Genomic DNA, 26,561 nt, shown 5'->3' with positions numbered 1-26,561 from the left:
AACACCATGACGCTGATGCGATCGCTTCGTCCGCGCGCGTGGCTGGCCGCGCTGCTCGGCGCCGCCGCGCTGGTGGCGAACACCCCCGCGACGGCCGCCGATGCCGCGCCGGTGCGCGTGGGCGGCAAGAATTTCACCGAGCAGCTGATCCTGTCGTCGATGACCTCGCAATATCTGCGCGCCAAGGGCTTGAACACCGAGCTGACCGCGGGCCTGGGCAGCACGCTGATGCGGCAGGCGATGGAGAGCGGACAGCTCGACGTGGTGTGGGACTACACCGGCACCGCGCTGGTCGTCTTCAACCGCGTCGAAGAGAAGCTCGATGCCGAGCAGAGCTACGCCCGGGTCAAGTCGCTCGACGCGGCCAAGGGCCTGGTGTGGCTGCAACCTTCGACGATCAACAACACCTATGCGCTGGCGATGCCGCGCCACCGTGCGGAGGCGGCCGGCGTGACCTCGCTGTCCGAGCTCGCCGACAAGATCCGCGCCGGGGGCGAGGACAAGCGCCACAACTTCGCGGTCGACATGGAGTTCGCCGCGCGGCCCGACGGCCTTGAGCCGCTGAAGGCCGCCTACGGGCTGCCATGGACGCGCCGCGACGTGATCCAGCTCGATCCGGGCCTGGTCTATACCGCGCTGCGCAACGACCAGGTCGAGACCGGCCTCGTCTACGCCACCGACGGTCGCGTCAAGGGCTTCGATCTGGTGCTGCTGCGCGACGACAAGGGCTTCTTCCCGGCCTACCAGGCGGTGCCGGTGGTGCGCAAGGCGGTGCTCGACGCGCACCCGCAACTGGCCGAGCTGCTGAACGCGCTGGCTGCGGCGCTCGACAACGCGTCGATGACGGAGATGAACTACCGCGTCGACATCGAGCAGAAACCAGTCGATGCCGTCGCGGCCGACTTCCTGCGCCAGCGCGGGCTGATCTGACGGCCCGGCCGGGATAACGAAGGACAACCAAGGACAAGCACGGACACTCCATGGACCTGATTTCCTATCTGCAACACAGCTGGCCCACGCTGCTGAAGATGACCGGCGAGCATCTCGCGCTGGTCGGCGCGGCGGTCGGGCTGGCGATCCTGATCGGCGTGCCGCTCGGCATCCTGGCCACGCGCTGGCGCTGGCTGGCCACGCCGATGATGACGCTGGCCACGATCGTGCTGACGATCCCGTCGATCGCGCTGTTCGGCCTGATGATCCCGGTGTTCGCGCGCTTCGGCCACGCGCTCGGCTACCTGCCGGCCGTCACCGCGGTGTTCCTTTATTCGCTGCTGCCGATCCTGCGCAACACCTACGTGGCGCTGGCCGGCATCGACAGCGGCATCCAGGAGGCCGGGCGCGGCATCGGCATGACCACCTGGCAACGGATGCGGCTGGTCGACCTGCCGCTGGCGGTGCCGGTGATCCTCGGCGGTGTGCGCACCGCGGTCGTGATGAACATCGGCGTGGCGACCATCGCCGCGCTGATCGGCGCCGGCGGTCTCGGCGTGCTGATCCTGCAAGCGATCAGCCAGAGCAATATGAGCAAACTCGCGGTGGGCGCCGTCCTGGTCAGCCTGCTCGCCATCGTGGCGGACGCGTGCCTGCAGTGGTTGCAGCGCGTGCTGACGCCCAAAGGAATCCGCACATGATCGAACTGGACCAACTGAGCAAATCGTTCACGCAGAAGGATGGCGCGCTGGTGCGCGCGGTCGACTCGGTGTCGCTGACGGTGCCGCGCGGCGAGATCTGCGTGTTCCTCGGCCCGTCGGGCTGCGGCAAGACCACCACGCTGAAGATGATCAACCGGTTGATCCCGCCGACCTCGGGCCGCGTGCTGATCGAGGGCGAGGACACCGCGGGCATCGACGAGGTGGCGCTGCGCCGCAAGATCGGCTACGTGATCCAGCAGATCGGCCTGTTCCCCAACATGACGATCGAGCAGAACATCACCGTGGTGCCGCGCCTGCTGGGCTGGGACAAGCAGCGTTGCCGCGAACGCGCGCGCGAGCTGATGGCGATGGTGCAGCTCGATCCGAACCGGATGCTGTCGCGCTATCCGCGCGAGCTGTCCGGCGGCCAGCAGCAGCGCATCGGCGTGATCCGCGCGCTCGCCGCCGACGCGCCGGTGCTGCTGATGGACGAGCCCTTCGGCGCGGTCGATCCGATCAACCGCGAAAGCATCCAGAACGAGTTCCTGCAGATGCAGCGCCAGCTGGGCAAGACCGTGATCATGGTCTCGCACGACATCGACGAGGCGATCAAGCTGGCCGACAAGGTCGCCGTGTTCCGCGCCGGCAAGCTGGTCCAGTTCGACCATCCCGACGCGCTGCTGGCGCATCCGGCCGATGAGTTCGTGCAGGCCTTCGTCGGCCACGACAACACGCTCAAGCGTCTGCTGCTGGTGCGCGCCGGCGATGCCGCCACGATGGGCGCCACCGCGACGCCGCAGATGCCGCTGGCGCAGGCGCTGGCGCTGATGGACGACGCCGACGTGCGCTATCTGCCGGTGCTCGATCGCGACCAGCGCGCGCTCGGCTATGTGGCGCGCCGCGACGCGCGCAATCCGGCCGCGGGCAAGCAGTTCTGCGGCGACGTGCTGCGTCCGTTCGCCGCGACCGCGGCGTTCGACGAGCATCTGCGCATCGTGCTGTCGCGGATGTATCAGCACAACACCAGCTGGCTGCCGGTGGTCGATGCCGACGGCGTCTACCTGGGCGAGGTCACGCAGGAATCGATCGCGGGCTATCTGAGTTCGGGGCGCTCGCGCAGCGGCGCCATCGCGGCGCCCGCGGCTTCGGCGGCGCCGGCTTCGGCAGCGAGCGCTGCCGCGCCGCTGCGCGCGGCGGCTTGAGGACGTACGGCCCGGCGGTGTGCCGGTGAGCTGATGCGCTGATGCGCTGATGCGCCGCGGCGTCAGCGCAGCCTGCCGGGTGGGTCGATCGGGCCCGCCAGCCGCCGCTTGATCGCGTCGATCGCCGATTCGAGCTGCTCGCGGCAATGCAGCGAATCGGCGGTCTCGCGCACGCGCCACATCAGCTCCTTGCGCAGATGGCCCAGGCGCGTCTTGTGATAGGTGTGTTCGGTGAAATCGGCGTTGATCATCGCCGGATTGATATAGATGCGATATCCCCGCGCGCGCAGGTCGGCGTGGAAGGACACGTGCTCGTTGATCTCGCCGCCGTTGGCGTCGAGCCCGACATAGCGCCCCGTCACGAAGGCATCGCGCCGGTACACCGCGAAGCCGCCGAAGGCCGATTCGACTTCGATCGGCGCGGCGTCGGCCGGCACGCGGATCTGCTTCGAGGCCACGCACATCTCCAGTGCCTGGCGATGCCCCACCACGTCGACGATGTCGCGATAGGCGGCCCAGCAGTCGACCGGCGACCAGGCCGGGTGGCGCAGCGCCCAGATATCGTAGTAACCCAGCCGCTGGTTGGCCGTCATGCCGGCCCAGTCCACCTCGCTGCGCCAGCAGCTGAGCACCGCGTCGGCGGTCAGCCCATGGTTGATGTCGTCCAGGTCGGCGGCAATCACGTAATCGATCTTCGCGTACCGCGGATCGCTGGCCAGGCGCTCGACATAGACATTGCGGCAGAGCGCGATGCGGTCGCAGCGCGCCGGATGACGCTCGCGCAGCGAGCCCATCGACTCGAAGGCGAAGCGGGGGACCTGCGCGGCGAGCTGCCGCAGCTGCTGCACGGAATCGTCGGAGGAATCGCTCTCGACCAGCAGGAAGCTGACCGACGCGAAGCCGGCCAGGACCTTGCGCAGGTGCGCCACTTCACCCGCGATCGTCGCGCCGCAATTCCGCACCGGCCCGACCACCGCGACATGGGCGGATTCGGGCGGGATGCGCAGGGGCGGCGGGGTGGTCATGATGGCGATCCTCTGTGGCCGGCTGGCACACGTTGCGGTGACACCGTCACTGTACGTACGTCGACCTGCAGCGACTGTGGGATGGATCACACAGTCGCCGCCGGTCATGGCCGGGCACCCCGTCGTTCCCGCGCCGCCGTTCCCGCGCCGTCGTTCCCGCGCCGTCGTTCCCGCGCCGGCGGGAGCGCGGCGTCCCTGAGCGCCGCCGGAACCGCTGCCTGCGCGGCGGCGACAACGCCGGCGGTCACGTGCGGCCCAGCTCCCCGTCCCGCAGCCGCCACAGGCCGAGCGGATTGTCGTCGTGCAGCGCCGGCGGCAGCAATTCGGCCGGCACGTTCTGATAGCAGACCGGGCGCAGGAAACGCGAGATCGCCGCGGCGCCGACCGAGGTCGTGCGCGCGTCCGAGGTCGCGGGGAAGGGGCCGCCATGCACCATCGCATACGACACCTCGACGCCGGTCGGATAGCCGTTGAACAGCACGCGTCCGGCCTTGCGCTCGAGCACCGGCAGCAGCTGCGCGGCCGCCGCATGGTCGCCGGCATCGGCATGCACGGTGGCGGTCAGCTGTCCCTCGAGGCTGCGCGTCAGCGCGGCCATCTCGTCGATGTCGCGGCAGACCACCAGCACCGACGACGGGCCGAACACCTCCGCCTGCATCCGATGATCGGCGATGAACTGCGCGGCGCTGGTCTCGAACATCGCGGCGCAGGCCTGATTGGGTCCGCTGCCGGCCAGACCCGTGCCGATGCGCTGCAGGCCGTTGATCTCGCCCAGGCTTGCCACGCCCTGCTGATAGGCCTGGTGGATGCCCGGCGTCAGCATCGTGCCGGCGGGCTTGCCGCCCAGCGCCTGCACCGCGGCCGCGCGGAACGCGGCGAGCGCCGGCCCGTCGATCGCGATCACCAGGCCGGGGTTGGTGCAGAACTGGCCGACGCCGAGCACCAGCGAATCGACCAGCTCCGTGGCGATGCGCTCGCCGCGCGCGGCCAATGCCGCCGGCAACAGGAACACCGGATTGATGCTGCTCATCTCGGCATAGACCGGGATCGGCTGCGGCCGCTGCTGCGCCACGCGCGTCAGCGCCAGGCCGCCGGCGCGCGAGCCGGTGAAGCCGACCGCCTGGATCGCCGGATGCGCGACCAGCGCCGTGCCGATCTCGTTGCCGGCGCCGAGCACCAGCGAAAACACGCCCTCGGGCAGGCCGGCGTCGGCCACCGCCTGCTGAATCACGCGGCCGACCAGCTCGGAGGTGCCCAGATGGGCCGGGTGCGATTTGGCGACCACCGGGCAGCCCGCGGCCAGCGCCGACGCGGTATCGCCACCGGCCACCGAGAACGCCAGCGGGAAGTTGCTGGCGCCGAATACCGCCACCGGGCCCAGCGCGATGTTCTGCATGCGCAGGTCGGGGCGCGGCGGCGTGCGCTCGGGCAGCGCGCTGTCCCAGGTGGCCTGCTGCCAGCGGCCGTCGCGCAGCACGCGCGCGAACAGGCGCAGCTGATTGGCGGTGCGGCCGCGCTCGCCCTGCAGCCGCGCCAGCGGCAGGCCGCTTTCACGATGGGCGCGTTCGATCAGCGTGTCGCCGAGCGCCTCGATGCCGTCGGCGATGCGCTCCAGAAAGGCCGCGCGTTGCGCCGGCAGCGTGTTGCGGAAGGCGTCGAAGGCCTGTTCGGCCAGCGCGCAGGCACGGTCGACTTCGGCCGCGCCGCCGCCATGGAAGTCTGGGCCCAGCGTCGCGCCGGTGGCGGGGTCGATCGCCTGCAGCACGGCGTCGTGGCCGCGCACGGCGCTGGCGCCGATCAGCATCTCTCCGGTGATCTTCATTGGCTTCTCCTGAAAACGTCGATGGCGCAACGGCCGCCGCGGTGCGATACCGCGAGCGGCCGATGCGCCGGAGGCATGATGGCGCGCGCCGCGCCGGCAAGGCCGGACACGGCGCGTACGGAAGGAGTTACTGGCCGCCGACCTTGTCGATCAGCCGTTGCAGCATCGCGCATTCCTCTTCGCTCAGATCGGTCAGCGGCGCGCGCACCGGGCCGGCATCGTGGCCGACCAGGCGGGCGCCCGCCTTGATGATGCTGACCGCGTAGCCCTGCTTGCGGTTGCGGATGTCGAGGTAGGGCAGGAAGAACGTGTCGATCAGGCGGCCGACGGTCTCGTGGTCCTCGGCGGCGATTGCGCGATAGAAGTCCATCGCGGTCTTCGGAATGAAGTTGAACACCGCCGACGAGTAGACCGGCACGCCCAGCGCGCGATAGGCGGCGGCGTAGACCTCGGCCGTCGGCAGGCCGCCCAGATAGGCGAAGCGTTCGCCCAGCCGGCGGCGGATCGACACCATCAGCTCGATGTCGCCCAGGCCGTCCTTGTAGCCGATCAGGTTCGGGCAGCGCTCGGCCAGCCGTTCCAGCTGCACCGCGTTCAGGCGGCACACCGCGCGGTTGTAGACGATCACGCCGCAGGACACCGAGCGGCAGACCGCCTCGACGTGGTTGGCGATGCCTTCGGGGCTGGCCTCGGTCAGGTAGTGGGGCAGCAGCAGCACGCCGTGGGCGCCCAGGCGCTCGGCCTCCTGCGCATAGGCGATCGCGACGCGGGTCGGACCGCCGGCGCCGGCGATGATCGGCACCTTGCCGCGGCAGGTGTCGACCGCGGTGCGAATGATGTCGCTGTACTCGCTCGGGGCCAGCGAGAAGAACTCGCCGGTGCCGCCGGCCGCGAACAGCGCGCTGGCACCGTACGGAGCCAGCCATTCGAGGCGCCTGGCGTAGGACGCGGCGGCGAAGTCGCCGTTGGCGTCGAAATCGGTCACCGGGAACGACAGCAGGCCGGCGCTGATGATCTGTTTGAGGTCTTGGGGATTCAGGGACATGGTGGTTTCCGATTTTCCGATTTACCGATGAAAAGGCCGGGCGTCCTGCCCGATGCGCAACATTGGACGGTGAAGGCGCCGCGGCAGGGGGGCGTCCTTCGATGGTCGATATCGTAAGACATCATACAACTTAAGTGCAAGCGTTTCGCATCGGGGGTTAACCCCCGGAGGGGCGGTGGGCAGGGCGTCGGAATCCGGCTTGCGGAATCAGGCTTGCGGAGTCAGGCCTGCGTATTGGCCGCCGCGGCCGACGCCTTGCGCAGGCGTTCGCGGCTGTTGGTCAGGTGCATGCGCATCGCCGCCTTGGCGCCATCGGGGTCGCGGCGCTCGATCGCGTCGTAGATGCTGTCGTGTTCGAAATTGACCCGTTCCAGATACTGCTCGCGGTCGCCCGGGGTGACGTGCAGCCGGCCGCGCGGAATCACCGAGGCGCCCAGGTGGCCCAGCATCTCGCTGAAGTAGCGGTTGCCGGTGGCGCGCGCCACGGCCAGGTGGAAGGCGAAGTCCGAGGCGACCGAGTCGCCGCCGGACGCGGCGGTGCGCTTCAGTTCGTCCAGCGCGCGCCGCATCTCGGCCAGATCCGCGTCGCTGCGCCGCACGGCCGCCAGGCCCGCGGCTTCCGCTTCGATGCTGACGCGGAATTCCAGCATCGCCAGCACGTCCATCGCCGTGACCATGGCCGACGGATCGATGCGGAAGGGGGAGGCCGATTCGGCCGGGGGCGGCGTCAGCACGAAGGTGCCGATGCCGTGGCGGGTCTCGACCAGGCCGCTCGCCTGCAGGCGCGACAGCGCCTCCCGCACCACGGTGCGGCTGACGCCGAGCGTGGCCATGATTTCCGATTCGGTGGGCAGCTTGTCGCCGGGGCGCAGCGTGCCCTGGCGAATGCTGTCGGTCAGGCTGGCGACCGCTTCTTCGGCCAGCGTACGGCCGCGGCGGCGCAGCGGAGTGGGGGCCAGGGTCGAGGCTTTCATAGGGTATGTACGGTGCTTGACCGGTTCGCGAACGGCTCATTATACTGCGTCGTAAGTTATACGACGACTGATAACCGACTTTATCGCACGCCTCTCGTTGCCACCATCCGGTGCGGCAGGGGCCGTAGCGACAAGCCGTTCGAGACAGCCTTCCGAGACGCTTCATGACAGACCCCTCGATCTCCGCGCCGGGCGCCACGCCCGTCGTCACCGAACTGACCGTGATCCCGGTCGCCGGCCACGACAGCATGCTGATGAACCTGTCCGGCGCCCACGGTCCCTTCTTCACGCGCAATGTGGTGCTGCTCAAGGACAGCGCTGGCCGCACCGGCGTCGGCGAAGTGCCGGGCGGCGAGGGCATCCGCCAGACGCTGGAGGACGCCCGCCCGCTGGTGGTCGGCCAGCCCATCGGCGCCTGGCAGGCGGTGCTCAATCGCGTGCGCCAGGCCTTCGCCAGCCGCGATGCCGGCGGGCGCGGCCTGCAGACCTTCGACCTGCGCATCACGATCCATGCGGTCACCGCGCTGGAAGCGGCGCTGCTCGACCTGCTGGGCAAGCATCTGGATGTGCCGGTCGCCGCGCTGCTCGGCGAAGGGCAGCAGCGCGACGCCGTCGAGATGCTGGGCTACCTGTTCTATATCGGCGACCGCAAGCGCACCACGCTGCCGTATCGCCAGGAGGCCGAGGCCGACGATGCCTGGTTCCGGCTGCGCAACGAGGAGGCGATGACCCCCGAGGCGGTGGTGCGCCTGGCCGAGGCCGCCTATCAGCGCTACGGCTTCAACGACTTCAAGCTCAAGGGCGGCGTGCTGCGCGGCGACGAGGAGATGGAGGCGATCGTCGCGCTGGCCGAGCGCTTTCCCAAGGCGCGGATCACGCTCGATCCGAACGGCGCCTGGTCGCTGGCCGAGGCGGTCCGGCTGTGCCGCGACAAGCGCGGGGTGCTCGCCTATGCCGAGGACCCGTGCGGCGCCGAAGATGGCTATTCGGGCCGCGAGATCATGGCCGAGTTCCGCACCGCGACCGGCCTGCCGACCGCGACCAACATGATCGCCACCGACTGGCGCCAGATGGGCCATGCGGTGCGGCTGCAATCGGTCGACATTCCGCTCGCCGATCCGCACTTCTGGACGATGCAGGGCTCGGTACGCGTCGCGCAGATGTGCGCGGAGTGGGGGCTGACGTGGGGTTCGCATTCGAACAACCACTTCGACATCTCGCTGGCGATGTTCACGCATGTGGCCGCGGCCGCGCCGGGACGGATCACCGCGATCGACACGCACTGGATCTGGCAGGACGGCCAGCGCCTGACCAGGGAGCCGTTGAAGATCGAGGGCGGCATGGTGCAGGTGCCAAAGCGGCCCGGGCTGGGCGTGGAGATCGACATGGCCGAACTGGACAAGGCCCATCAGCGCTATCGCAGCATGGGACTGGGCGCGCGGGACGACGCGGTGGCGATGCAGTTCCTGATCCCCGGCTGGAAATTCGACAACAAGGCGCCGTGCATGGTCCGGTAGCCGGTGCCGGCGATCCCTTCGACAACGAACAGAGATTCAGGAGACAACATGAGCAAGTCCTTCATCACCTGTGTGCGCCGCCTGCCGCGGCTGATGCTGTCCGCGGGCATGCTGGCCGGCGCGTTCGCCGGCGGCCTGCTGGCCAGCGGTACCGCGGCCGCGCAGGACTGGCCGCAGAAACCGGTGTCGGTCGTGGTGCCGTTCCCGCCTGGCGGATCGACCGACACCATTGCCCGCATGCTGGCGCAGCCGCTGAATGAAAAGCTGGGCCAGCCCTTCGTCATCGAGAACCGCCCGGGCGCGACCGGCGCGATCGGCGCGGCGATGGTCAAGCGCGCGCCGGCCGACGGCTACACGATCATGATTGCGTCGATCGGCGTCTATGCGGTCAACCCGTTCCTGCAGAAGAACCTGCCGTACGATCCGGCCAAGGACTTCGACCTGCTGACGGTCGCGGTGCGCGCGCCCAACGTGCTGGTCGCCAATCCGTCGGTCGCCGCGCGCAGCGTGCAGGACCTGGTGGCCCATATGAAGAAGAATCCGGGCAAGGTCAGCTTCGCGTCGTCGGGCGCGGGTTCGTCCGACCACCTGACCGCGGCGCTGTTCTGGCAGAAGACCGGCACCGACGGCCTGCACGTGCCGTACAAGGGCGGCGGCCCGGCGATCCAGGACCTGCTGGCAGGACAGGTCGAGGTCTCGTTCCAGAACATCAACGCGGTGATCCAGCACATCAAGGCCGGCAAGCTGAAGGCGCTGGCCATTACCTCGGAGAAGCGCTCGCCGCTGCTGCCCGATGTGCCGACGCTGGCCGAAGCCGGGGTCAAGGATGTCGAGGTCTATTCGTGGCAGGCCGTCGCCGCGCCGCGCGGGCTGCCCGCCAACGTCAAGACGCGGCTGCACGGCGCGCTGGTCAGCTCGCTGACCGATCCGAAGATGCGCGCCAAGCTGGCCGAGACCGGCTTCGAGGTCGTCGCCAATACGCCGGAGCAGTTCGCGCAGTTCGAGAACCAGGAGCTGCAGCGCTGGAAGAACGTGATCGAGACCGGCAAGATCACGATCGATTGACGATCGAAAGACCGCCGTACGAGATGTTCCGGCCCCGCGTCATGCGGGGCTTTTTCATTGCGTCGGGGATGTGTGGCCGTGAGGGTCTTGTGCTGCGATTGGCGGAGACGGTGAGATTCGAACTCACGGATGGGTCACCCCATCGGCAGTTTTCAAGACTGCTGCCTTAAACCACTCGGCCACGTCTCCAGTCCCATGACGGGCCGGCCTTGCGCCGGCCGCGCATTATAGCAAGGCGGTATCCCGGTGGGGTCGGAAACGCCTCGTTACACATCTTGCACCGCGGGAAGACAAGAAACCGGCCCTGTCGGCGTCCGTCCGACATCGCGGAACCTTGTCTGGATGTATACCTCCTAGGGCAGGAGGGAAGCGGCGGTGCGCCGCATCCCGTCTCTTCTCGTCCCAGTCAGGAGAACATTAAATGAATGGCAAGACTTTGTTTGGCATGGCCGCGCTGGCGGCCGCGATCGGTACCGCCGGCTGCGCGGCGCCCGGTGGCGGTTATGGCTACGGCGCCCCGGCGGCCAACACGGGTTACGGCCAGGGGTCCTACCAGGCGCCGGCCGGCTCGGTGTTCTACGGTCGCGTCGAAGCGATCGAACCGATTCAACAACCGCGCGGCGCCAGCTCGGGTCTGCTCGGCACCGTGATCGGCGGTCTGGCCGGCGGCCTGCTCGGCCACCAGATCGGCGGCGGCCGCGGCCAGACCATCGCGACGATTGGCGGTGCGGTGGCGGGCGGCGTGGCCGGCAACCAGATCGAACAGCGCGCCACCGGCGGCATGGAGACCGTCTATCGCGTGCACGTACGACTCGACGATGGCCGCATGGCCACCGTGACGCAGCGCCAGGCCAACAATCTGCAGGTCGGCCAGCGGGTGCAGGTCGCCAACGACATGGCGTCGCCGATCTGAGCGAGTTCCGCCGCTGCGAGGGCAGCAATGGAATGGAGAAAGGCCGCGAATCGCGGCCTTTTTTCATGGGTGCGGCGGGTTGTCCCGCTGCCACTCACGACTTCAGGAAGATCTCCTGCAGGTCGTTCAGGAAGCGCCGTCCCAGCTCGGTCGGGCGGATCACGGTCGGGTCCGGGTCCAGCAGGCCCTTTTCGGTTGCCTGCGCCAGCTCGCGGCGGATCGCATGCAGCGGCAGGCCGGTATGGTCGTGGAACAGGCTCGCCGGCACGCCGTCGGTCAGCCGCAGCGCGTTCAGCATGAATTCGAACGGCAGCTCGGCGGCATCGACATCGCGCGCTTCCTGCACCGCGTTGCCTGCCATCGCCTGCGCCATATAGGTGGCCGGATGCTTGTAGCGCATCTGGCGCAGCACGCGATGCGGGAACGACAGCTTGCCGTGCGCACCGGCCCCGATACCGAGGTAGTCGCCGAAGCGCCAGTAGTTCAGGTTGTGGCGCGCCTCGCGATGCGGCTGCGCATAGGCCGAGGTCTCGTAGTGGCGATAGCCGGCTTCGGCCGTGCGCGCCTCGATCCAGTCCTGCATCTCGTAGGCGGTGTCGTCGTCGGGCAGCGCCGGCGGAAAGCGCGCGAACAGCGTGTTCGGTTCCAGCGTCAGGTGGTACAGCGACAGGTGGGAAGTGCGGTACGACAGCGCCGTCTCGACGTCCTGCCGGCACTGCGCCAGCGTTTGCTGTGGCAGCGCGTACATCAGGTCCAGATTGACGTTGTCGAAGTGGCGCAGCGCGATGTCGATCGCGGCGCGGGCCTCGGCGCCGCCGTGGATGCGGCCCAGCGCCCGCAGGTGTTCGTCGTTGAAGCTCTGGATGCCGATCGACAGCCGGTTGATGCCGCTGGCGCGATAGCTGGCGAAGCGCTCGGCCTCGAAGGTGCCGGGGTTGGCCTCCATCGTGATCTCGGCATCGGCGTCCAGCGGCAGCAGCGCGCGGATGTCGGACAGCAGCCGGTCCATGCCGGCGGCCGACAGCAGGCTCGGCGTGCCCCCGCCGATGAACACCGTATGGACCGGGCGTCCCCATACCAGCGGCAGCGATTGCTCGAGGTCCGCTCGCAGCGCGTCGAGATACGCGGCCTCGGGAATCTCGCTGCCGTCGGGCGCCGCGTGCGAATTGAAGTCGCAATACGGGCATTTGCGCACGCACCAGGGCACGTGCACATACAGCGACAACGGCGGCGAGGCCGGCAGCGAAATCTGCCCGGGCTTGAGCCACAGGCCGACGCTGTCGCCGCCGGACGAAGCGGGGGCGGGCGCGGTGCCGGTGACGGGAAGGATCGGGATCATGGCCGGCCGTGCGCGGACGTGTTCGCGGCGTTTTCGGTAGCGCTATCGGTGGCGCTATCGGTCGCGCTATCGGTCGCGCTATCGGTGGCGTTTTGCGTGGCGCTATCCATGGCCGCGTCCTGGCGCAGCCGCTCGCACAGTGCCTGCAGGGCCAGCGCGCGATGGCTGACGCGGTTTTTCTCTTCCGCCGACAGTTCGGCGGCGGTCTTGCCCAGCGCCGGCAGCAGGAAGTAGGGGTCGTAGCCGAAGCCGCCGTCGCCGCGCGGGACATCGACCACTTCGCCGTCCCAGCGCCCTTCCGCGATGATCGGGCAGGGATCGTCGGCATGGCGCACCAGCACCAGCACGCAGTAGTAGTGCGCGCGGCGATTGCTGTGGCCTGCCAGCTCGGCGATCAGATGGGCATTGTTGGCGGCGTCGCTTTTCTCCTTGCCGGCCAGTTGCGCGTAGCGCGCCGAGTAGACGCCGGGCGCGCCGCCCAGCGCGTCGACGCTGATGCCGGAGTCGTCTGCCAGTGCGGGCAGGCCCGACAGGCGGCTGGCATGGCGCGCCTTGGCCAGCGCATTCTCGACGAAGGTCACGTGCGGTTCCTCGGCCTCGGGGATGCCGAGCTCGCGCTGCGGCACCACGTCGAAGCCCAGCGGTGCCAGCAGCGCGCCGAACTCGCGCAGCTTGCCGGCGTTGTTCGAGGCCAGCACCAGGCGTTGCGCGGCGCGCATGGCGATGCCCGCGGTCATGTTTGCCGTCATGCCCGCCGTCATGCCAGATCCAGCGCCTGGCGCTGCATCGTGACCAGCTGCGCGATGCCGCGCTCGGCCAGCTGCGTCATCGCGTCGAGCTGCGCGCGCGAGAACGGCACGCCCTCGGCGGTGCCCTGGACCTCGACGAAGCCGCCGCTGCCCGTCATCACGACGTTCATGTCGGTGTCGCAGGCGCTGTCTTCGGCGTAGTCCAGGTCGAGCACCGGCACGCCGTCGACCATGCCGACCGATACCGCGGCGACGAAGTCGCGGATCGGGCTTTCCGCGATCAGGCCGTCGCGCAGCATCACCGAGACGGCGTCATGGGCGGCGACGAAGGCGCCGGTGATCGCGGCGGTGCGGGTGCCGCCATCGGCCTGCAGCACGTCGCAATCAAGCTGCAGCGTGTATTCGCCCAGCCGCGACAGATCGAATACCGAGCGCAGCGCGCGGCCGATCAGCCGCTGGATCTCCTGGGTGCGGCCCGACTGCTTGCCGCGCGCGGCCTCGCGGTCCGAGCGGGTATGGGTGGCGCGCGGCAGCATGCCGTATTCGGCGGTCACCCAGCCTTCGCCGCTGCCTTTCTTGTGCGGCGGCACCTTGGCCAGCACGCTGGCGGTGCACAGTACCTTGGTGTCGCCGAAGGCGGTCAGCACCGCACCTTCGGCGTGCCGGGTGTAGTGGCGGGTCAGGGTGATCGGGCGCAGCGCGTCGGCCGCGCGTCCACTGGGTCGCATGGAGGCTCTCTTGGAAGGAAAATCGGGAACAGGCGCGATTTTAACGCCGGGTGCCCGCGGATGCTGGCGGCCGCGCGCCGCGCCGGGTCCCGCACGGCGGCGGCGCGGCAGTGGCGCGGTAGCGGGGCGGCGAGGGGGCCGCCGGGCAAAGTTCTTTACAATACTGTGTTCAATCAGTGTTGGTCAGCCCACTGCCGGGCAGGCCGCGGTCGCCGCGTCGTGCGGCCCTCGCCGCCAGCCCCCTCAAGAGACGAATCCATGATCCATAGCATGACCGGATATGGCCTGGCGACGCGCCAGGCACCGCTGACCGACGCGCATGGCGCGCCCAGCGGCAGGACCGCCGCCGTGTCGGTCGAATTCCGCACCGTCAATTCGCGCTTCCTCGATCTGCTGTTCCGCGCGCCGGAAGAGTGCCGCGCGTTCGAGCCGGCCCTGCGCGAGATGCTGATGGCCAAGCTGTCGCGCGGCAAGCTCGAGTGCCGCATCAATCTGCAGCGCACCGACGCGGGCGGCGCGGCGCTGGCGCTCAATACCGGCCTGCTCGCGCAGCTGCGCGAGCTCGAAACCACCGTCGCCAGGACCTTCGATCAGGCCGGCACGCTGCGCATGGGCGAGATCCTGCGCTGGCCCGGCGTGCTGATCGAGCCCGAGCTGTCGCAGGATGCGCTGCGCGACGCGGTGCTCGGCGCCGCCAAGGACGCGCTGGCGCAGCTGCTCGAAGCGCGCCGCCGCGAGGGCGATGCGCTGAAGGCCGCGCTGGTCGACCGCATCGACGCGATGCTGGCGATCGTGCAGCGCCTCGCGCCCGCGGTGCCGGACCTGATCGCGCAGCACCAGGAGAAGCTGACCGAGCGGCTGCAGGAGGCCTTCAACCTGGTCGCGCCGAACGGCATGCCGTCGATGTCGCGCGACGAGATCGGCGAGCGCATCCGCCAGGAGGCGACCGTCTACGGCATCCGCATCGATATCGCCGAGGAGCTGTCCCGGCTCGAGGCGCATCTGAACGAGACCCGGCATATCCTCGACAAGGGCGGCCAGGTCGGCAAGCGGCTCGACTTCATGATGCAGGAGCTGAACCGCGAGGCCAACACGCTGGGCTCGAAGGCCGCGGCCAAGGAACTGGCCGATGCGTCGATGGAGCTCAAGCTGCTGATCGAGCAGATGCGCGAACAGATTCAAAATCTCGAATGACCAACATGAGCGACACTACTCAGCCCCATCCTGCGTCCAACGCGCCGGCGCAGTCGCATACCGCGATCGACACCGTCTACCCCGGCAACCTGTTCATGGTGGTGGCCCCGTCCGGCGCGGGCAAATCCACGCTGGTCAACGCGCTGCTGGCGCAGGACCCGTCGATCCGCCTGTCGATCTCGCATACCACGCGGCCGCCGCGTCCCGGCGAGCAGGACGGACGCGAGTACCACTTCACCACGATCGAAGCCTTCCGCGAGGCGCGCGATCGCGGCGACTTCCTCGAATGGGCCGAGGTCCACGGCAACTACTACGCGACCTCGCGCGTCTGGATCGAGCAGCAGATGGCGCATGGCCACGACGTGCTGCTGGAGATCGACTGGCAGGGCGCGCAGCAGGTGCACAAGCGCTTCTCCAATGCGGTCGAGGTCTTCATCCTGCCGCCGTCGCTGACCGCGCTCGAAGAGCGTCTGCGCAAGCGCGGGCAGGACGAGCCCAACGTGATCGTGCGGCGCCTGCTGGCGGCCGGCAGCGAGATGGCGCATGCCTCCGAAGCCGACTACGTGATCATCAACGACGTGTTCGACGAAGCGCTGGAAAAGCTGCGCTGCGTGGTGCGTGCCACGCGGCTGCGTTTCTCGTCGCAGAAGGCGCGGCACGCCGATCTGTTCATCGAACTCGGCATCCACTGAAGGCGAGGCCGCGGGGCCGCGGGCCACCTGCGGTAAAATGGCGGCCATCGCATAGGTTCTGTCTCAAGGTAGATTTGATATGGCGCGTATTACCGTCGAAGATTGTCTGAAACACATCCCGAACCGCTTCGAGCTCGCGCTCGCGGCGACCTACCGCGCGCGCCAGCTGGTGCAGGGGCACACGCCGAAGGTCGAGGCCAAGGACAAGCCGACCGTGGTGGCACTGCGCGAGATCGCGTCGGGCCAGGTCGGCATCGAAATGCTGAAGAAGGTTCCGACCTGATCGGCCGGCGGCCCGGTTTTCAACGGCATTGCGAGCTATCCTGGAATCCCGCCCGATCGTCGCCCTGGTCGACCGGATTGTCCTGATCGCATTCGTTGCCCACGTCTGAACCACAGGCCGCCATCATGCCCTCGTCGCCGCGCTCTTCCTCGCGATCGTCGCCCAAGCCGGGCAGCACGGGGGAGACGCGCGCCGCGGCGCGTACCGGCGCGCCGAACCTGCCCGATCCCCTGGGCGACGACGTGGTCGGCGAGCGCGCCGTCGCCCCGGCGATGGCACCGGCCAAGGGCCGGGCCGCGAGCGCCGCGTCCGCGCAGCCGCGCGAGATCGACAACGGCATCGCGCTGGCCGCGCCGGCTGCCCAGGCTGCGGACGGCCTGTTCATCGACGCGGTCCTCGCGCAGACGTACCGGCATTTCTTCGGCCCGACCTCGCAGCCCGCGGTGCCGCCGCGGCAACAGGTAATCTCCATCTCCAGGCTGATGGAGAGGCTCAATTACCTGAAGCCTGCCGACCAGGCCCTCGTCCGAGAGGCCTTCCAGTTTTCCGACGAAGCTCACCTCGGCCAGTACCGGCAGAGCGGCGAGCCCTATATCACGCATCCGGTGGCGGTCGCCGAGCTGTGCGCCGAGTGGAAGCTCGATGCGCAGTCGATCATGGCGGCGTTGCTGCACGACGTGATCGAGGACCAGGGCATCACCAAGAGCGAGCTGGCCGAGAAGTTCGGTCCCAAGGTCGCCGAACTGGTCGATGGCCTGACCAAGCTGGACAAGCTCGAATTCCAGAGCCGCGAGCAGGCGCAGGCGGAGAGCTTCCGCAAGATGCTGCTGGCGATGGCGCGCGACGTGCGCGTGATCCTCGTCAAGCTGGCGGACCGCACGCACAACATGCGGACGCTGGACTTCGTGCCGCCCGAGAAGCGCCGGCGCATCGCGCTGGAGACGATGGAGATCTACGCGCCGATCGCGCATCGGCTCGGATTGAACAGCACCTATCGCGAGCTGCAGGAGCTGTCGTTCAAGGTTGGCTCGCCGTTCCGCTACGCGACGCTGGAGAAAGCCGTCAAGGCGGCGCGCGGCAATCGCCGCGAGGTGGTCTCGCGCATCCTCGAGGCCGCGCAGAGCGCGCTGGCCAACGCGGGCATCGTGGCGGAGCTGTCGGGCCGCGAGAAGACCCTGTACAGCATCTACCGCAAGATGCACGACAAGCAGCTGTCGTTCTCGCAGGTGCTCGACGTCTACGGCTTCCGCGTGGTGGTCGAGACGCAGATGCACTGCTACATGGCGCTCGGCGCGCTGCATGGGCTGTACAAGCCGATGCCCGGCAAGTTCAAGGACTACATCGCGATCCCGAAGATCAACGGCTACCAGTCGCTGCATACGACGCTGGTCGGCCCGTTCGGCACGCCGGTCGAGTTCCAGATCCGCACGCGCGAGATGCACCAGATCGCCGAGGCTGGCGTGGCCGCGCACTGGATGTACAAGCATCACGCCGACCAGATCAACGATATCCAGCAGCAGGCGCACCAGTGGCTGCAGTCGCTGCTCGATATCCAGAGCCAGACCGGCGATTCGCAGGAATTCCTCGAGCACGTCAAGATCGACCTGTTCCCGGACGCGGTCTATGTGTTCACGCCCAAGGGCCATATCCGCGCGCTGCCGCGCGGGGCCACGGCGCTGGACTTCGCCTATGCGGTGCACAGCGATCTCGGCAACCAGTGCGTCGCGGTCAAGATCAACAACGAGCTGCTGCCGCTGCGTACCGAACTGAAGAGCGGCGATATCGTCGAGGTCATCACCGCGCCGTATTCGAAGCCTAATCCCGCCTGGCTGTCGTTCGTGCGTACCGGCAAGGCGCGCGCGGCGATCCGCCACTATCTGAAGACGACCAAGCTCGACGAGGCGATCCAGCTCGGCGAGCGGCTGCTGGAGCAGGCCGCGCGCCAGCTGGGCATCGACCTGAAGGCGGTGCCGCAGCCGGTCTGGGAACGGATGATCCAGTGGACCGGTAACAAGCAGCGCGACGACATCTTCGCCGACCTGGCGCTGGGGCGGCGCGTGCCGGCGGTGGTCGCCAAGCGCATGGAAATCCTGCTGCAGGAGCTGTCCGGCGACTTCGATACCGCGCTGATGGCGGCGGTGCAGACCTTTGCCGGCGAGGAGGCGCCCGCGGTGCCGATCACCGGCGACGAGGGCATGTCGATGATCTTCTCGGCGTGCTGCCGGCCGATTCCCGGCGATTCGATCGTCGGCTATCTCGGCAAGGGCGAAGGGCTGCAGATCCATGTCCAGGACTGCAAGGTGGCCAAGCGGCTGCACAGCAAGGATCCCGAGCACTGGATCGAGGTCATGTGGGCCAACAAGACCACGCGTGCCTTCGACGTCTCGATCAAGGTGCTGGTGCGCAACGTCAAGGGCATCGTCGCGCGCGTGGCGGCGGACCTGACCGCCGCCGACGCCAACGTCGCCCACGTCGCGATGGAGCACCAGGACAACGGCCGGCAGGAAGCGACCTATATGCAGTTCGTGATCCAGGTCCACGACCGCCTGCACCTGGCCAACGTGATGCGGGCCCTGCGCCGCAACACCGACGTCATCCGCATCTTCCGCGACCGCAACGACGGCTGACGCGCGGCCGGGGTCGGCAGGGCCTCAGGCCTCGCCGCGCTTCGGATAGCGGACTTCCAGAATATCGATCTGTTCGATGCCGCTCGGCGTGCGCAGCGGCACGGTATCGCCTTCGCGGGCCTTGATCAGCGCCTTGGCGATCGGCGAGATCCAGCTGACCCGGTGCGCGTCCAGATCGACCTCGTCCATGCCGACGATCGTGATGGTGTTTTCCTCGCCGGACTGGTTGGCGTAGGTCACCGTCGCGCCGAAGAAGATCTGGTCGTTGTCGCCCTGCAGCGAAGGGTCGACCACCTCGGCCTTGTCGAGCCGGCGGGTCAGGAAGCGGATGCGCCGATCGATCTCGCGCAGACGCTTCTTGCCGTACAGGTAGTCGCCGTTTTCCGAACGATCGCCGTTCGACGCGGCCCACGAAACGATCTGTACGATCTCGGGTCGCTCGACATCGATCAGGTGCATCAACTCGCCGCGCAGCCGCTGGTAGCCCTGCGCGGTGATGTAGTTCTTGGTGCCGGCAGGCAGCGGGGTCGCGCCTTCGGGAAGGTCGTCGTCTTCGTCGTCCGACGGTTCTTTGACAAATGCCTTGCTCATGGTACGGATCACTTCTTGGCAGGCAGACATTATAGGAACAGCGGCCTGCAACGGTGACGCCGAAAAAGATGGCGCCGGGGGCTTCCCAAAAACAAAAAACGCGATATAATCTCTTTCTCGCGTGCGGCTGTAGCTCAGTTGGATAGAGTACTTGGCTACGAACCAAGGGGTCGTGGGTTCGAATCCTGCCAGCCGCGCCACCTACATGCAGTACGAACGGCCTGGAGAGTCTTCTCTCCAGGCCGTTTTTGTTTTGGTGTTGCCGGTGGGGGCTGGATTGCCGCGGATGCCCGGCCGTCAGCGTGGCGATCGACGCTGATCGAGCGCTCCCCCTTACAGCGCGGCCGGATTCTCGCTGTTTGCCACCGCGCTTGGGCGGCCGCTCTGGACGTTGGCGCCGGCCTTCAGTCCAGCGTATGCCGCGAAGCCTAGCGCGGCGACGGAGATGGCAAGCGTGGCGACCCACTTGTAGATGTCGGTATGCGCGCGTTCGACCGAGGCCCGGATCTCGCCGAGGTCAAGCTTGGCGTCGAGGCGCGTCAGCGTGGTCTGGATGTCCGCGACACTGGTGGTCAGGTGGGCGACATCGGTCTTCAGGGACGACACGTCCGTCTTCAGGGACGAGACGTCCGTCTTCAGCGATGAGACGTCGGCCTTTAGAGTCGACACGTCGGTCTTCAACATCGAGACGTCGCCCTCGAGCCGGGTCACCGATTGTTCCAGTCGATCGATTCGGTCCATCTTGCGATTTTCCATGATGCATTGACGTTGGTGCGGGGTTCTGGCCGGGCTTGCGGCCAGGCGGGAATGCCTGGCTGACATGGGTTCTGCAATGGCGAGGATGATGGCACGAATCGAGCAGGCTCACTGTCAAATTGCGTTTCGACTGCGCCGTTCTCCGACAGCCGCGTCAGCCTTCGCCGCCTTGCGCCTGCGCCGCACGCTGGCTAGCCTGAACCTGTGTACCAGGCCCATTGCAGGAGGTGCGATGCATGACGACGACTGGCGTGTCGAGGACTATCGCGGCATGGACGTTTATGTGCTGGTGTCCGAGCGAGAGGGTGGCGGAGCCTCGGGATGGACCTACGAGGTCCGCATCGGGCAGGAGGGTGGCGATCCGAGCGATGCCGGCGATGTCGAGATGATCTCCAGCGGCGAGCAGGTCTTTGCGACCCGCCATGCCGCCGAGGTCGCGGCCTTCAGCGCGGGTTACGCGCGCGTCGATCGCATTCTCGGTCCGGAGTGCTGAGGCCCGTGGCGGCATCGCGGGAGTCGTGCGCCATCATGTCACGTTGTGATGGATTGCCGCTTCGCGGCCGGAGTTCGTGCCGACAATAAGGCTTGCAATGGCGGCGCGATTGCTGCATAATGTTGTTCTTCCAGACGCGGGGTGGAGCAGTCTGGCAGCTCGTCGGGCTCATAACCCGAAGGTCGCAGGTTCAAATCCTGCCCCCGCAACCAGATTCCCGAGATGTCGTCGTTACGCACGGTGCCTGGCCATTGAACCAGGTACCGTGCAGACATCTCAGCGGCACGCAGTTCCGTCCCTCGCAGTATCCCCCTGACAAGTACCGCCTTCACTGCCTCCGTGTTCGATGCATCGGGGCCGGGTCGTCCGCGCCTTGCCGCGCTTACACCGCGGAACCGCCCGCCAGCGCGATCGCCTGTTCGAACGTCTCGCGTATCGCCGGCTGATCTTCACGCTCCGCGGCCTCGGCGCGTTCGCGCAACCTGGCCACCAGGACTTGCAGATTGTTGCCGACCGGAGCCGTCTTGCTGGCGTCGCATTCGCTGACCGCCTCGGTCATCAGCTGCTGCAGTTCGTCACCGACATCGGCGCCATCGAACGCGCTGACCGACAGCGCCGAGATGCGCTCGAGGTAAAGGTTGACCAGCGCTTCGTCGTGTACCGGTTCGGGCATGTCCATCTCGGCCTCCGTGCTGTGGGTTGGCGGTGTGATGTCCATTCTAGTGGCGGCCCCGGGGCGCCTGCTGTCGGGACGTGGCCTACAGCACGCCTGTCCGATGGCGATTGACGCCGTCGACTTTACGCCGTCAACCTTCGGGCCGATCGCGGGCCGGAAAGACCGGAAGCGCGACGCGCCGGCGCGCCGCCTTCAGCGCGCGGGTGGGCCACAGCACGTAGTTGGTATGCGGGTCGAGCGGCTTGCCGAAGTACGACACCCACACCTGCACGCCGTGCTCGGTCTCGGCGATGATCGCGGCCACCGCGCGCGCGGCGACGGAAGGGGACTTCAGCAGCTCGGCCAGCGCCTCGACACCCTGGACGACGTGATGCTTGACTCCCTGGAACCATGCGTACTGCCGCATGGCGGACAACAAACGCTTCGTCATTGTTCGTGCGTCTCCGGTCGAAATGAGAATGAGAACCACGTGATCTGACCGTGCCGCCCGCGCTTTGTTCAGCTTGCGTGCGAGGCCATTTTCTATCGCTGGCCGGGATCGATTCGTCGCACCGGGCGAGGGCCCGGAATTGACAGCCCGGCGCCGTTTGCCGTAGCTTCGGTCGCATCGGCCCCGCGCCCGCGCCGCCGCTGCCCGATCCCGCAAGGGGCCACCCGCATCATCCCGCAAGGAGCTGCCGATGACCGAGGACATGCTGATGCAATTGATGGTGGAGGTCGAGAAGGAAGATCCGATCGACTATGCGAACCTGCCATTCGACGACGGCGCGCTGCGGTCCCTGGTCTGCCGTCTGGTGGCCGAGCGCTCGCAGGCAATGGAAGCGGCCGGCATGCCGGTCGACGCGGTGCTGGCCACCATGTGGGCCTCGACCGCCAAGCTGGTCCTCGAAAACATGGTGCTGAACGCGCGCCTTCTGACCTTGCAGGGCGCTCCCGACGACGCCCGCGCGCTGATCGAGCGCATCGCCCGCCAGTCCCGCGGCAAGCCTTGATCCCGCTCTCCAGCGCCGAGCCTGCCATTTAGGTAAACTACGATCCTTCATTGCTAATGGTGTGCCTTTGCCCGCACGGCAACAGGCTGGCACCAGGCAGCTCAGGGGGAGTTCGAGGTGGTCAAGTGGATCATTGTCGCGGCCTATCTCGGCGCGATTCTGTATGTGCATTTCCGCGGCAAGGTGCGTCTGCGCATCTGGCGGCAATTGCTGGATCATTCGGCGCTGGTGGCGCCGGTCAATTGCTTCATGTACGCGTTCTCCGGCGTTCCCCGCACGCCGTTCATCCCGGTGGAGCGCTTCCCTGAACTGGAGAAGCTGCGCGCCGCCTGGCCCGAGATCCGCGACGAAGGGCTGGCGCTGGCCGCGATGCGCAAGATCAAGGCGGCCGAGAAGAACGACGATGCCGGCTTCAATTCCTTCTTCAAATACGGCTGGAAGCGCTTTTACCTGAAGTGGTACGAGGCGCATCACCCGTCGGCCGAGCAGCTGTGCCCGCGCACGGTCGCGCTGCTGCGCGAACTGCCGTTCGTCAAGGCCGCGATGTTTGCCGAGCTGCCGCCGGGCGGCAAGCTCAATCCGCACCGCGATCCGTTCGCCGGTTCGCTGCGCTACCACCTCGGGCTGGCCACGCCGAACGACGACCGCTGCTTCATCGAGGTCGACGGGGAGCGGCACAGCTGGCGCGACGGGCAGGGCGTGGTCTTCGACGAGACCTATCTGCACTGGGCGGAGAACCGCAGCGACCAGAACCGGCTGATCCTGTTCTGCGACATCGAACGGCCGATGCGTTATGGCTGGGCCGGCAAGATCAATCGCTGGCTGGGCCGCAAGGTGATGAGCGCCGCCAGTTCGCCGAACGACGAGAACGACCAGACCGGCATGATCAACAAGCTGTTCCGCATCGTCTGGTTGGGCGGCCAATATCGCCGCCGCCTGAAAGCGTGGAACCGCCAGGTCTATTACGTGGTGAAGTTCGGCCTGATCGCCGCCGGCGTCGCGCTGATCGTCTTCCTGTAGCGCTGCCGGCTTCGGGACCGCAGCCGCTGCAAGGACGCGGTGCCATGCACCGCGTCCCACCGCTCCTCCTAGCGTGGCGACAGCCGCGCCACCACTCCCGCCAGCTTCCGATACGCCCGCTCCAGCGCGGTCGAGCGCGGCGCGCCGATATTGATCCGCAGGCAATGGTCGAAGCGGCTCGAGTTGGAGAACACCACGCCTGGCATCACGCGCACGCCGGCTTCGAGCGCCTGCTCGAACACCGCCTCCGACGACAGCCGGTCCGGCAATTCCACCCATAGATGCATGCCGCCCTGCGGTGCCGACAGCCGCGTGCCGGGCGGAAACAGCGCCGCGATGGTCTCCGCTGCCCAATGACGCTGGTGGCGCAGCCGCGCGCGCAGCCGCCGCAGATGCCGATCGACATCGCCGGACGCCATCAGCTCGGCCACGGCGATCTGCGACAGCAGTTCGTTCGGCCGCGACTGGCTGAACTTCAGCATCTCGACGCGGGCCTGCCATCTGCCGGCGGCAATCCAGCCGAGCCGCATGCCGGGCGCCAGATTCTTGTGCAGCGACGCGCAGTAGATCACGTTGCCGCTGCGGTCCCATGCCTTGGCGGCCGCCAGCGGCGTGTCGTCGTCGGCCAGCGTCGAGAAGCAGTCGTCCTCGATCAGCGCGATGCCGCGGGCCTCGCACCATTGCACCAGCCGCGCCTTGTTCGCGTCCGGCATGATGCTGCCCTGCGGGTTCTGCAGGTTCGGCACCACCACCACCGCGCGAATGTTGTCGTAGGTCTGCGCGGCCAGTTCCAGCGCCTCCAGCGACAGCCCTGTCTGCGGACTGCACGGGACCTCGAGCGCCCGCATGCCGAGGCTTTCGAGGATTTGCAGCAATCCGTAATAGGTCGGCGATTCGACCGCGATGACGTCGCCCGGGCCGGCCACTGCGCGCAAGGCGAGGTTCAGCGCCTCGGTGCAGCCATGCGTGATGGCGATCTGTTCCGGCGCCAGCGTCATGCGGGCCTGCAGCGCCTGGCGCGCCAGCGCGGCGCGCAGTGCCGGATGGCCGTCGGGCTCGACCGCGCTGCCCAGCAGATTGGGGTGGCGGCGCAGCGCGCGGCCGGTGGCCTGGCGCAGCGCTTCGACCGGATAGAGCTCGGGCGGCGCGCAGGCGCCCGCAAGATTGACCGCGTCGGGATACCGGCGGCCGCGCGCGATGATCGCCGAGATGCGCGCGTGGATGCCGACGTACTGGGCGGGATCGGGCAGCGATGCCGACGGTTCGGCGATCGGTGTGGTCTGCGGTGCCGGGGGGCGGACGAAGTAGCCGGAGCGGGGGCGCGCTTCGAGCAGCCCTTGCGCCTCCATCTCGCGGCACGCCTGCAGCGCCGTCGACAGGCTGACGTCGTGGCGCTCCATCAGGGCCCGTATCGAGGGCATCCGTTCGCCCGGCAGCAGCGTGCCCGCGGCGATGGCCTGCCGATAGTGGCCGGCGAGTTGGCGATACAGCGGGGCGGAGTCCATGCGGCATGGTGGCGCATCCGGCCGATGCGCAACAGATACAGAAAAGTATCCGCCGTATCGTAACAGAGCAAAGGATGGGGCTCTGTTCTGCTGTCCGTTCCGGTGCGGTGTGCCTGCCGCACCGCGGCCGCGGCCGGTACGCTGCGTTCAGTCGATCGCGGCACTGACGAACCGGCCGGTCCGTCTGGTCGTGCCGGCGGCACGAGGCGCCGCCGCGGTTGCTGCCGCAGCCGAACCCGACCCCGACGCCGACCCTGAATTTGACGCCCGAGCCCGAGGCCCCTCATGTCCATCCTGTCGCTGCTGCCACATCCGATCTACCACTACCGCGCCCTGATGCTGCATGCCGGCCATGCGGTGGGCTTCCACGCCAGGGCCGGCACCGAACTGCATGTCGCCGATGGCGACGTGGAGTTGGTCGAGCCGCCGCTGCTGCTGGCCGGCGCGCTGCACTGGCCGCGCCGGACGCTGGCGTCCGGCAGCGTGGTCACGCTGTCCCGCTCGGGCTGGTGTTCCGTGCGTGCGCGGCGCGATACCACCGTGCGGCTGCGCCAACGTGCCTGGGTATTTTCCCGGGCCCGCATCGCGCGCATACTCTCCGGCTGGCGCCGCCGGCGCCTGGCGCACTGAGCCCGGCCGATGCCCGTCCCATTCGAATCGCGTACTTTTTTTCCCTGCAAGGAGTGCTGTCCCATGACGCAATTGGCCATCTCGTTCATCGATGTCGTGGAGGCGCACCGCCGCATCAGCGGCGTCGCGCACCATACGCCGGTGCTGACTTCGGCCACCGCCGACGCGCAGACCGGCGCGCGGCTGTTCTTCAAATGCGAGAACCTGCAGCGCATGGGTGCCTTCAAGTTTCGCGGCGGCTACAACGCGATCGCGCAGCTGTCCGCCGCACAGCGCGCCGCCGGTGTCGCGGCCTTCTCGTCGGGCAACCATGCACAGGCGATCGCGTTGTCGGCGCGGCTGTTCGGTACGCGCGCGGTGATCGTGATGCCCAAGGATGCACCCGCGGCCAAGATCGCCGCGACGCGCGGCTATGGCGGCGAAGTCGTGCTGTACGACCGCTATACCGAGGACCGCCAGGCCATCAGCGAGCGGCTGGCGCGCGAGCAGGGACTGACGCTGATCCCGCCGTTCGACCATCCGGACGTGATGGCCGGCCAGGGCACGGCCGCCAAGGAACTGTTCGAGCAGGCCGGTCCGCTGGACGTGCTGCTGGTGCCGCTGGGCGGTGGCGGTCTGCTGTCGGGCTGCGCCGTGGCGGCCCGGGCGATGCATCCGGGCTGCACCATCATCGGTGTCGAGCCCGAAGCGGGCAACGACGGCCAGCAAAGCCTGCGCGCGGGGCGCATCGTCGAAATCGGCACGCCCGACACCATCGCCGACGGCGCGCAGACCCAGCATCTGGGCCGCCACACCTTCCCGGTACTGCAGCAACTGGTCGACGATATCGTCACGGTCAGCGACGCTCAACTGATCGAGGCGATGCGCTTCTTTGCCGGCCGCATGAAACTGGTGGTCGAGCCCACCGGCTGCCTGGCCGCCGCCGCGGCATTTGCGGGCAAGGTCCAGATCGCCGGCAAGCGGGTCGGCATCATCCTGTCCGGCGGCAATGTCGACATGGCCCGCTACGCCGCGCTGCTGGGGCGGGCGCCGGCGCAGGACTGACGGACCGGCTGGGCAAGGAAGGGGCGGTCGCGAGCGGCCGACGGCACC

26 protein-coding genes, 3 tRNA genes and 1 pseudogene are annotated in these 26,561 nt (G+C 68.1%); 17 read left to right on the top strand and 13 right to left on the bottom strand.

The window, feature by feature from the left end; genetic code table 11:
• The first annotated feature begins 15 nt into the window (after nt 1–15).
• Genes F7Q96_RS03185 through F7Q96_RS03175 form a run of 3 tightly spaced genes read left to right on the top strand, consistent with a single transcriptional unit; the run spans nt 16 to nt 2,833 of the window.
• On the top strand, nt 16–930 hold the full coding sequence (locus F7Q96_RS03185; protein ID WP_390885735.1) for a glycine betaine ABC transporter substrate-binding protein: 915 nt from the start codon (nt 16–18) through the stop codon (nt 928–930).
• 50 nt (nt 931–980) lie between these two features.
• On the top strand, nt 981–1,631 hold the full coding sequence (locus F7Q96_RS03180; protein WP_053821369.1) for an ABC transporter permease: 651 nt from the start codon (nt 981–983) through the stop codon (nt 1,629–1,631).
• A complete protein-coding gene (locus tag F7Q96_RS03175; protein WP_053821370.1) occupies nt 1,628–2,833 on the top strand; it encodes an osmoprotectant ABC transporter ATP-binding protein OsmV in 1,206 nt (401 codons plus the stop codon). The genes F7Q96_RS03180 and F7Q96_RS03175 overlap by 4 nt, the downstream gene beginning before the upstream one ends.
• Before the next feature lie 62 nt (nt 2,834–2,895).
• Here F7Q96_RS03175 and F7Q96_RS03170 read toward each other — a convergent pair whose 3' ends face one another.
• The 4 genes from F7Q96_RS03170 to F7Q96_RS03155 form a co-directional block, all read right to left on the bottom strand.
• Nucleotides 2,896–3,858, bottom strand: a complete 963-nt coding sequence (locus tag F7Q96_RS03170; protein ID WP_053821371.1) for a hypothetical protein — start codon at nt 3,856–3,858, stop codon at nt 2,896–2,898.
• Between the two features lie 244 nt (nt 3,859–4,102).
• Nucleotides 4,103–5,680, bottom strand: coding sequence for an aldehyde dehydrogenase (NADP(+)) (locus F7Q96_RS03165; protein WP_053821372.1), 1,578 nt, complete (start codon nt 5,678–5,680; stop codon nt 4,103–4,105).
• A gap of 127 nt (nt 5,681–5,807) precedes the next feature.
• On the bottom strand, nt 5,808–6,725 hold the full coding sequence (gene kdgD / locus F7Q96_RS03160; protein WP_198751505.1) for a 5-dehydro-4-deoxyglucarate dehydratase: 918 nt from the start codon (nt 6,723–6,725) through the stop codon (nt 5,808–5,810).
• Between the two features lie 221 nt (nt 6,726–6,946).
• Complete coding sequence (locus F7Q96_RS03155) at nt 6,947–7,699, bottom strand: FadR/GntR family transcriptional regulator (RefSeq protein WP_053821373.1); 753 nt, start codon at nt 7,697–7,699, stop codon at nt 6,947–6,949.
• 164 nt (nt 7,700–7,863) lie between these two features.
• Between F7Q96_RS03155 and gudD the strand changes: the two genes are divergently transcribed.
• Entirely contained in the window at nt 7,864–9,216 is a 1,353-nt protein-coding gene (gene gudD / locus F7Q96_RS03150; RefSeq protein ID WP_053821374.1) for a glucarate dehydratase, read from the top strand.
• 108 nt (nt 9,217–9,324) lie between these two features.
• Nucleotides 9,325–10,281, top strand: a complete 957-nt coding sequence (locus F7Q96_RS03145; RefSeq protein WP_144425878.1) for a Bug family tripartite tricarboxylate transporter substrate binding protein — start codon at nt 9,325–9,327, stop codon at nt 10,279–10,281.
• A gap of 99 nt (nt 10,282–10,380) precedes the next feature.
• Here F7Q96_RS03145 and F7Q96_RS03140 read toward each other — a convergent pair.
• A tRNA-Ser gene (locus F7Q96_RS03140) sits at nt 10,381–10,470 on the bottom strand.
• A gap of 232 nt (nt 10,471–10,702) precedes the next feature.
• On the opposite strand from F7Q96_RS03140, the gene F7Q96_RS03135 reads away from it, so the two are divergent.
• The gene (locus F7Q96_RS03135) at nt 10,703–11,194 is read left to right on the top strand and encodes an outer membrane lipoprotein (protein ID WP_006578288.1); all 492 of its coding nucleotides are present in this window, start codon (nt 10,703–10,705) and stop codon (nt 11,192–11,194) included.
• A 94-nt stretch (nt 11,195–11,288) separates the two neighbouring features.
• On the opposite strand, the gene hemW is transcribed toward F7Q96_RS03135, so the two are convergent.
• The 3 genes and pseudogenes from hemW to rph form a co-directional block, all read right to left on the bottom strand.
• Nucleotides 11,289–12,533 carry a radical SAM family heme chaperone HemW gene (gene hemW, locus F7Q96_RS03130; RefSeq protein WP_053821375.1) on the bottom strand — a complete coding sequence of 415 codons (1,245 nt, stop codon included), beginning with the start codon at nt 12,531–12,533 and terminating at the stop codon, nt 11,289–11,291.
• A 110-nt stretch (nt 12,534–12,643) separates the two neighbouring features.
• Nucleotides 12,644–13,294, bottom strand: a pseudogene (gene rdgB, locus F7Q96_RS03125) (RdgB/HAM1 family non-canonical purine NTP pyrophosphatase); the annotation flags it as partial.
• A complete protein-coding gene (gene rph, locus F7Q96_RS03120) occupies nt 13,291–14,010 on the bottom strand; it encodes a ribonuclease PH (protein ID WP_053821376.1) in 720 nt (239 codons plus the stop codon). The gene rph and the pseudogene rdgB, both read right to left, overlap by 4 nt.
• 258 nt (nt 14,011–14,268) lie before the next feature.
• Here rph and F7Q96_RS03115 point away from each other — a divergent pair, with 258 nt between their 5' ends.
• From F7Q96_RS03115 to F7Q96_RS03100, 4 genes are all read left to right on the top strand, one after another.
• The gene (locus F7Q96_RS03115) at nt 14,269–15,204 is read left to right on the top strand and encodes a YicC/YloC family endoribonuclease (RefSeq protein ID WP_053821377.1); all 936 of its coding nucleotides are present in this window, start codon (nt 14,269–14,271) and stop codon (nt 15,202–15,204) included.
• A 95-nt stretch (nt 15,205–15,299) separates the two neighbouring features.
• Nucleotides 15,300–15,896, top strand: coding sequence for a guanylate kinase (gmk, locus tag F7Q96_RS03110; protein WP_226994888.1), 597 nt, complete (start codon nt 15,300–15,302; stop codon nt 15,894–15,896).
• A gap of 79 nt (nt 15,897–15,975) precedes the next feature.
• Nucleotides 15,976–16,179, top strand: a complete 204-nt coding sequence (gene rpoZ / locus F7Q96_RS03105) for a DNA-directed RNA polymerase subunit omega (protein ID WP_006578656.1) — start codon at nt 15,976–15,978, stop codon at nt 16,177–16,179.
• A gap of 125 nt (nt 16,180–16,304) precedes the next feature.
• A complete protein-coding gene (locus F7Q96_RS03100; RefSeq protein ID WP_082371411.1) occupies nt 16,305–18,806 on the top strand; it encodes a RelA/SpoT family protein in 2,502 nt (833 codons plus the stop codon).
• A gap of 24 nt (nt 18,807–18,830) precedes the next feature.
• Here the strand turns inward: F7Q96_RS03100 and greB are convergent, their stop codons facing one another.
• Nucleotides 18,831–19,397 carry a transcription elongation factor GreB gene (gene greB / locus F7Q96_RS03095; protein ID WP_053821378.1) on the bottom strand — a complete coding sequence of 189 codons (567 nt, stop codon included), beginning with the start codon at nt 19,395–19,397 and terminating at the stop codon, nt 18,831–18,833.
• Nucleotides 19,398–19,520: 123 nt separating this feature from the next.
• Here greB and F7Q96_RS03090 point away from each other — a divergent pair.
• Nucleotides 19,521–19,597 (top strand) — tRNA-Arg (locus tag F7Q96_RS03090).
• Nucleotides 19,598–19,730: 133 nt separating this feature from the next.
• On the opposite strand, the gene F7Q96_RS03085 is transcribed toward F7Q96_RS03090, so the two are convergent.
• Nucleotides 19,731–20,138, bottom strand: a complete 408-nt coding sequence (locus tag F7Q96_RS03085) for a hypothetical protein (protein ID WP_144425753.1) — start codon at nt 20,136–20,138, stop codon at nt 19,731–19,733.
• Nucleotides 20,139–20,385: 247 nt separating this feature from the next.
• Here F7Q96_RS03085 and F7Q96_RS03080 point away from each other — a divergent pair, with 247 nt between their 5' ends.
• Entirely contained in the window at nt 20,386–20,646 is a 261-nt protein-coding gene (locus F7Q96_RS03080) for a hypothetical protein (protein WP_053821380.1), read from the top strand.
• Between the two features lie 135 nt (nt 20,647–20,781).
• Nucleotides 20,782–20,858: transfer RNA gene (locus F7Q96_RS03075), tRNA-Met, on the top strand.
• 170 nt (nt 20,859–21,028) lie between these two features.
• Here F7Q96_RS03075 and F7Q96_RS03070 read toward each other — a convergent pair.
• Together F7Q96_RS03070 and F7Q96_RS03065 are read right to left on the bottom strand one after the other, a co-directional pair.
• The gene (locus F7Q96_RS03070) at nt 21,029–21,319 is read right to left on the bottom strand and encodes a hypothetical protein (protein ID WP_043440599.1); all 291 of its coding nucleotides are present in this window, start codon (nt 21,317–21,319) and stop codon (nt 21,029–21,031) included.
• A 133-nt stretch (nt 21,320–21,452) separates the two neighbouring features.
• Nucleotides 21,453–21,752, bottom strand: coding sequence for a hypothetical protein (locus F7Q96_RS03065; protein WP_053821381.1), 300 nt, complete (start codon nt 21,750–21,752; stop codon nt 21,453–21,455).
• Between the two features lie 250 nt (nt 21,753–22,002).
• On the opposite strand from F7Q96_RS03065, the gene F7Q96_RS03060 reads away from it, so the two are divergent.
• A complete protein-coding gene (locus F7Q96_RS03060) occupies nt 22,003–22,314 on the top strand; it encodes a hypothetical protein (RefSeq protein ID WP_053821382.1) in 312 nt (103 codons plus the stop codon).
• A 117-nt stretch (nt 22,315–22,431) separates the two neighbouring features.
• Nucleotides 22,432–23,334 (top strand): lipid A hydroxylase LpxO, encoded by a 903-nt coding sequence (gene lpxO, locus F7Q96_RS03055; protein ID WP_006579274.1) that lies wholly within the window; start codon nt 22,432–22,434, stop codon nt 23,332–23,334.
• A gap of 68 nt (nt 23,335–23,402) precedes the next feature.
• On the opposite strand, the gene F7Q96_RS03050 is transcribed toward lpxO, so the two are convergent.
• Entirely contained in the window at nt 23,403–24,839 is a 1,437-nt protein-coding gene (locus F7Q96_RS03050; protein WP_053821383.1) for an aminotransferase-like domain-containing protein, read from the bottom strand.
• A 285-nt stretch (nt 24,840–25,124) separates the two neighbouring features.
• Between F7Q96_RS03050 and F7Q96_RS03045 the strand changes: the two genes are divergently transcribed.
• Nucleotides 25,125–25,469 (top strand): hypothetical protein, encoded by a 345-nt coding sequence (locus F7Q96_RS03045; RefSeq protein WP_053821384.1) that lies wholly within the window; start codon nt 25,125–25,127, stop codon nt 25,467–25,469.
• Between the two features lie 63 nt (nt 25,470–25,532).
• A complete protein-coding gene (locus F7Q96_RS03040) occupies nt 25,533–26,513 on the top strand; it encodes a threo-3-hydroxy-L-aspartate ammonia-lyase (protein ID WP_053821385.1) in 981 nt (326 codons plus the stop codon).
• Nucleotides 26,514–26,561: the final 48 nt, after the last annotated feature.

This window comes from Cupriavidus gilardii (assembly GCF_008801915.1).
Taxonomy (GTDB): Bacteria; Pseudomonadota; Gammaproteobacteria; order Burkholderiales; family Burkholderiaceae; genus Cupriavidus; species Cupriavidus gilardii.
The sequence above is the reverse complement of the archived record's forward strand: the minus strand, read 5'-3'. Positions and strand labels throughout refer to the sequence as shown.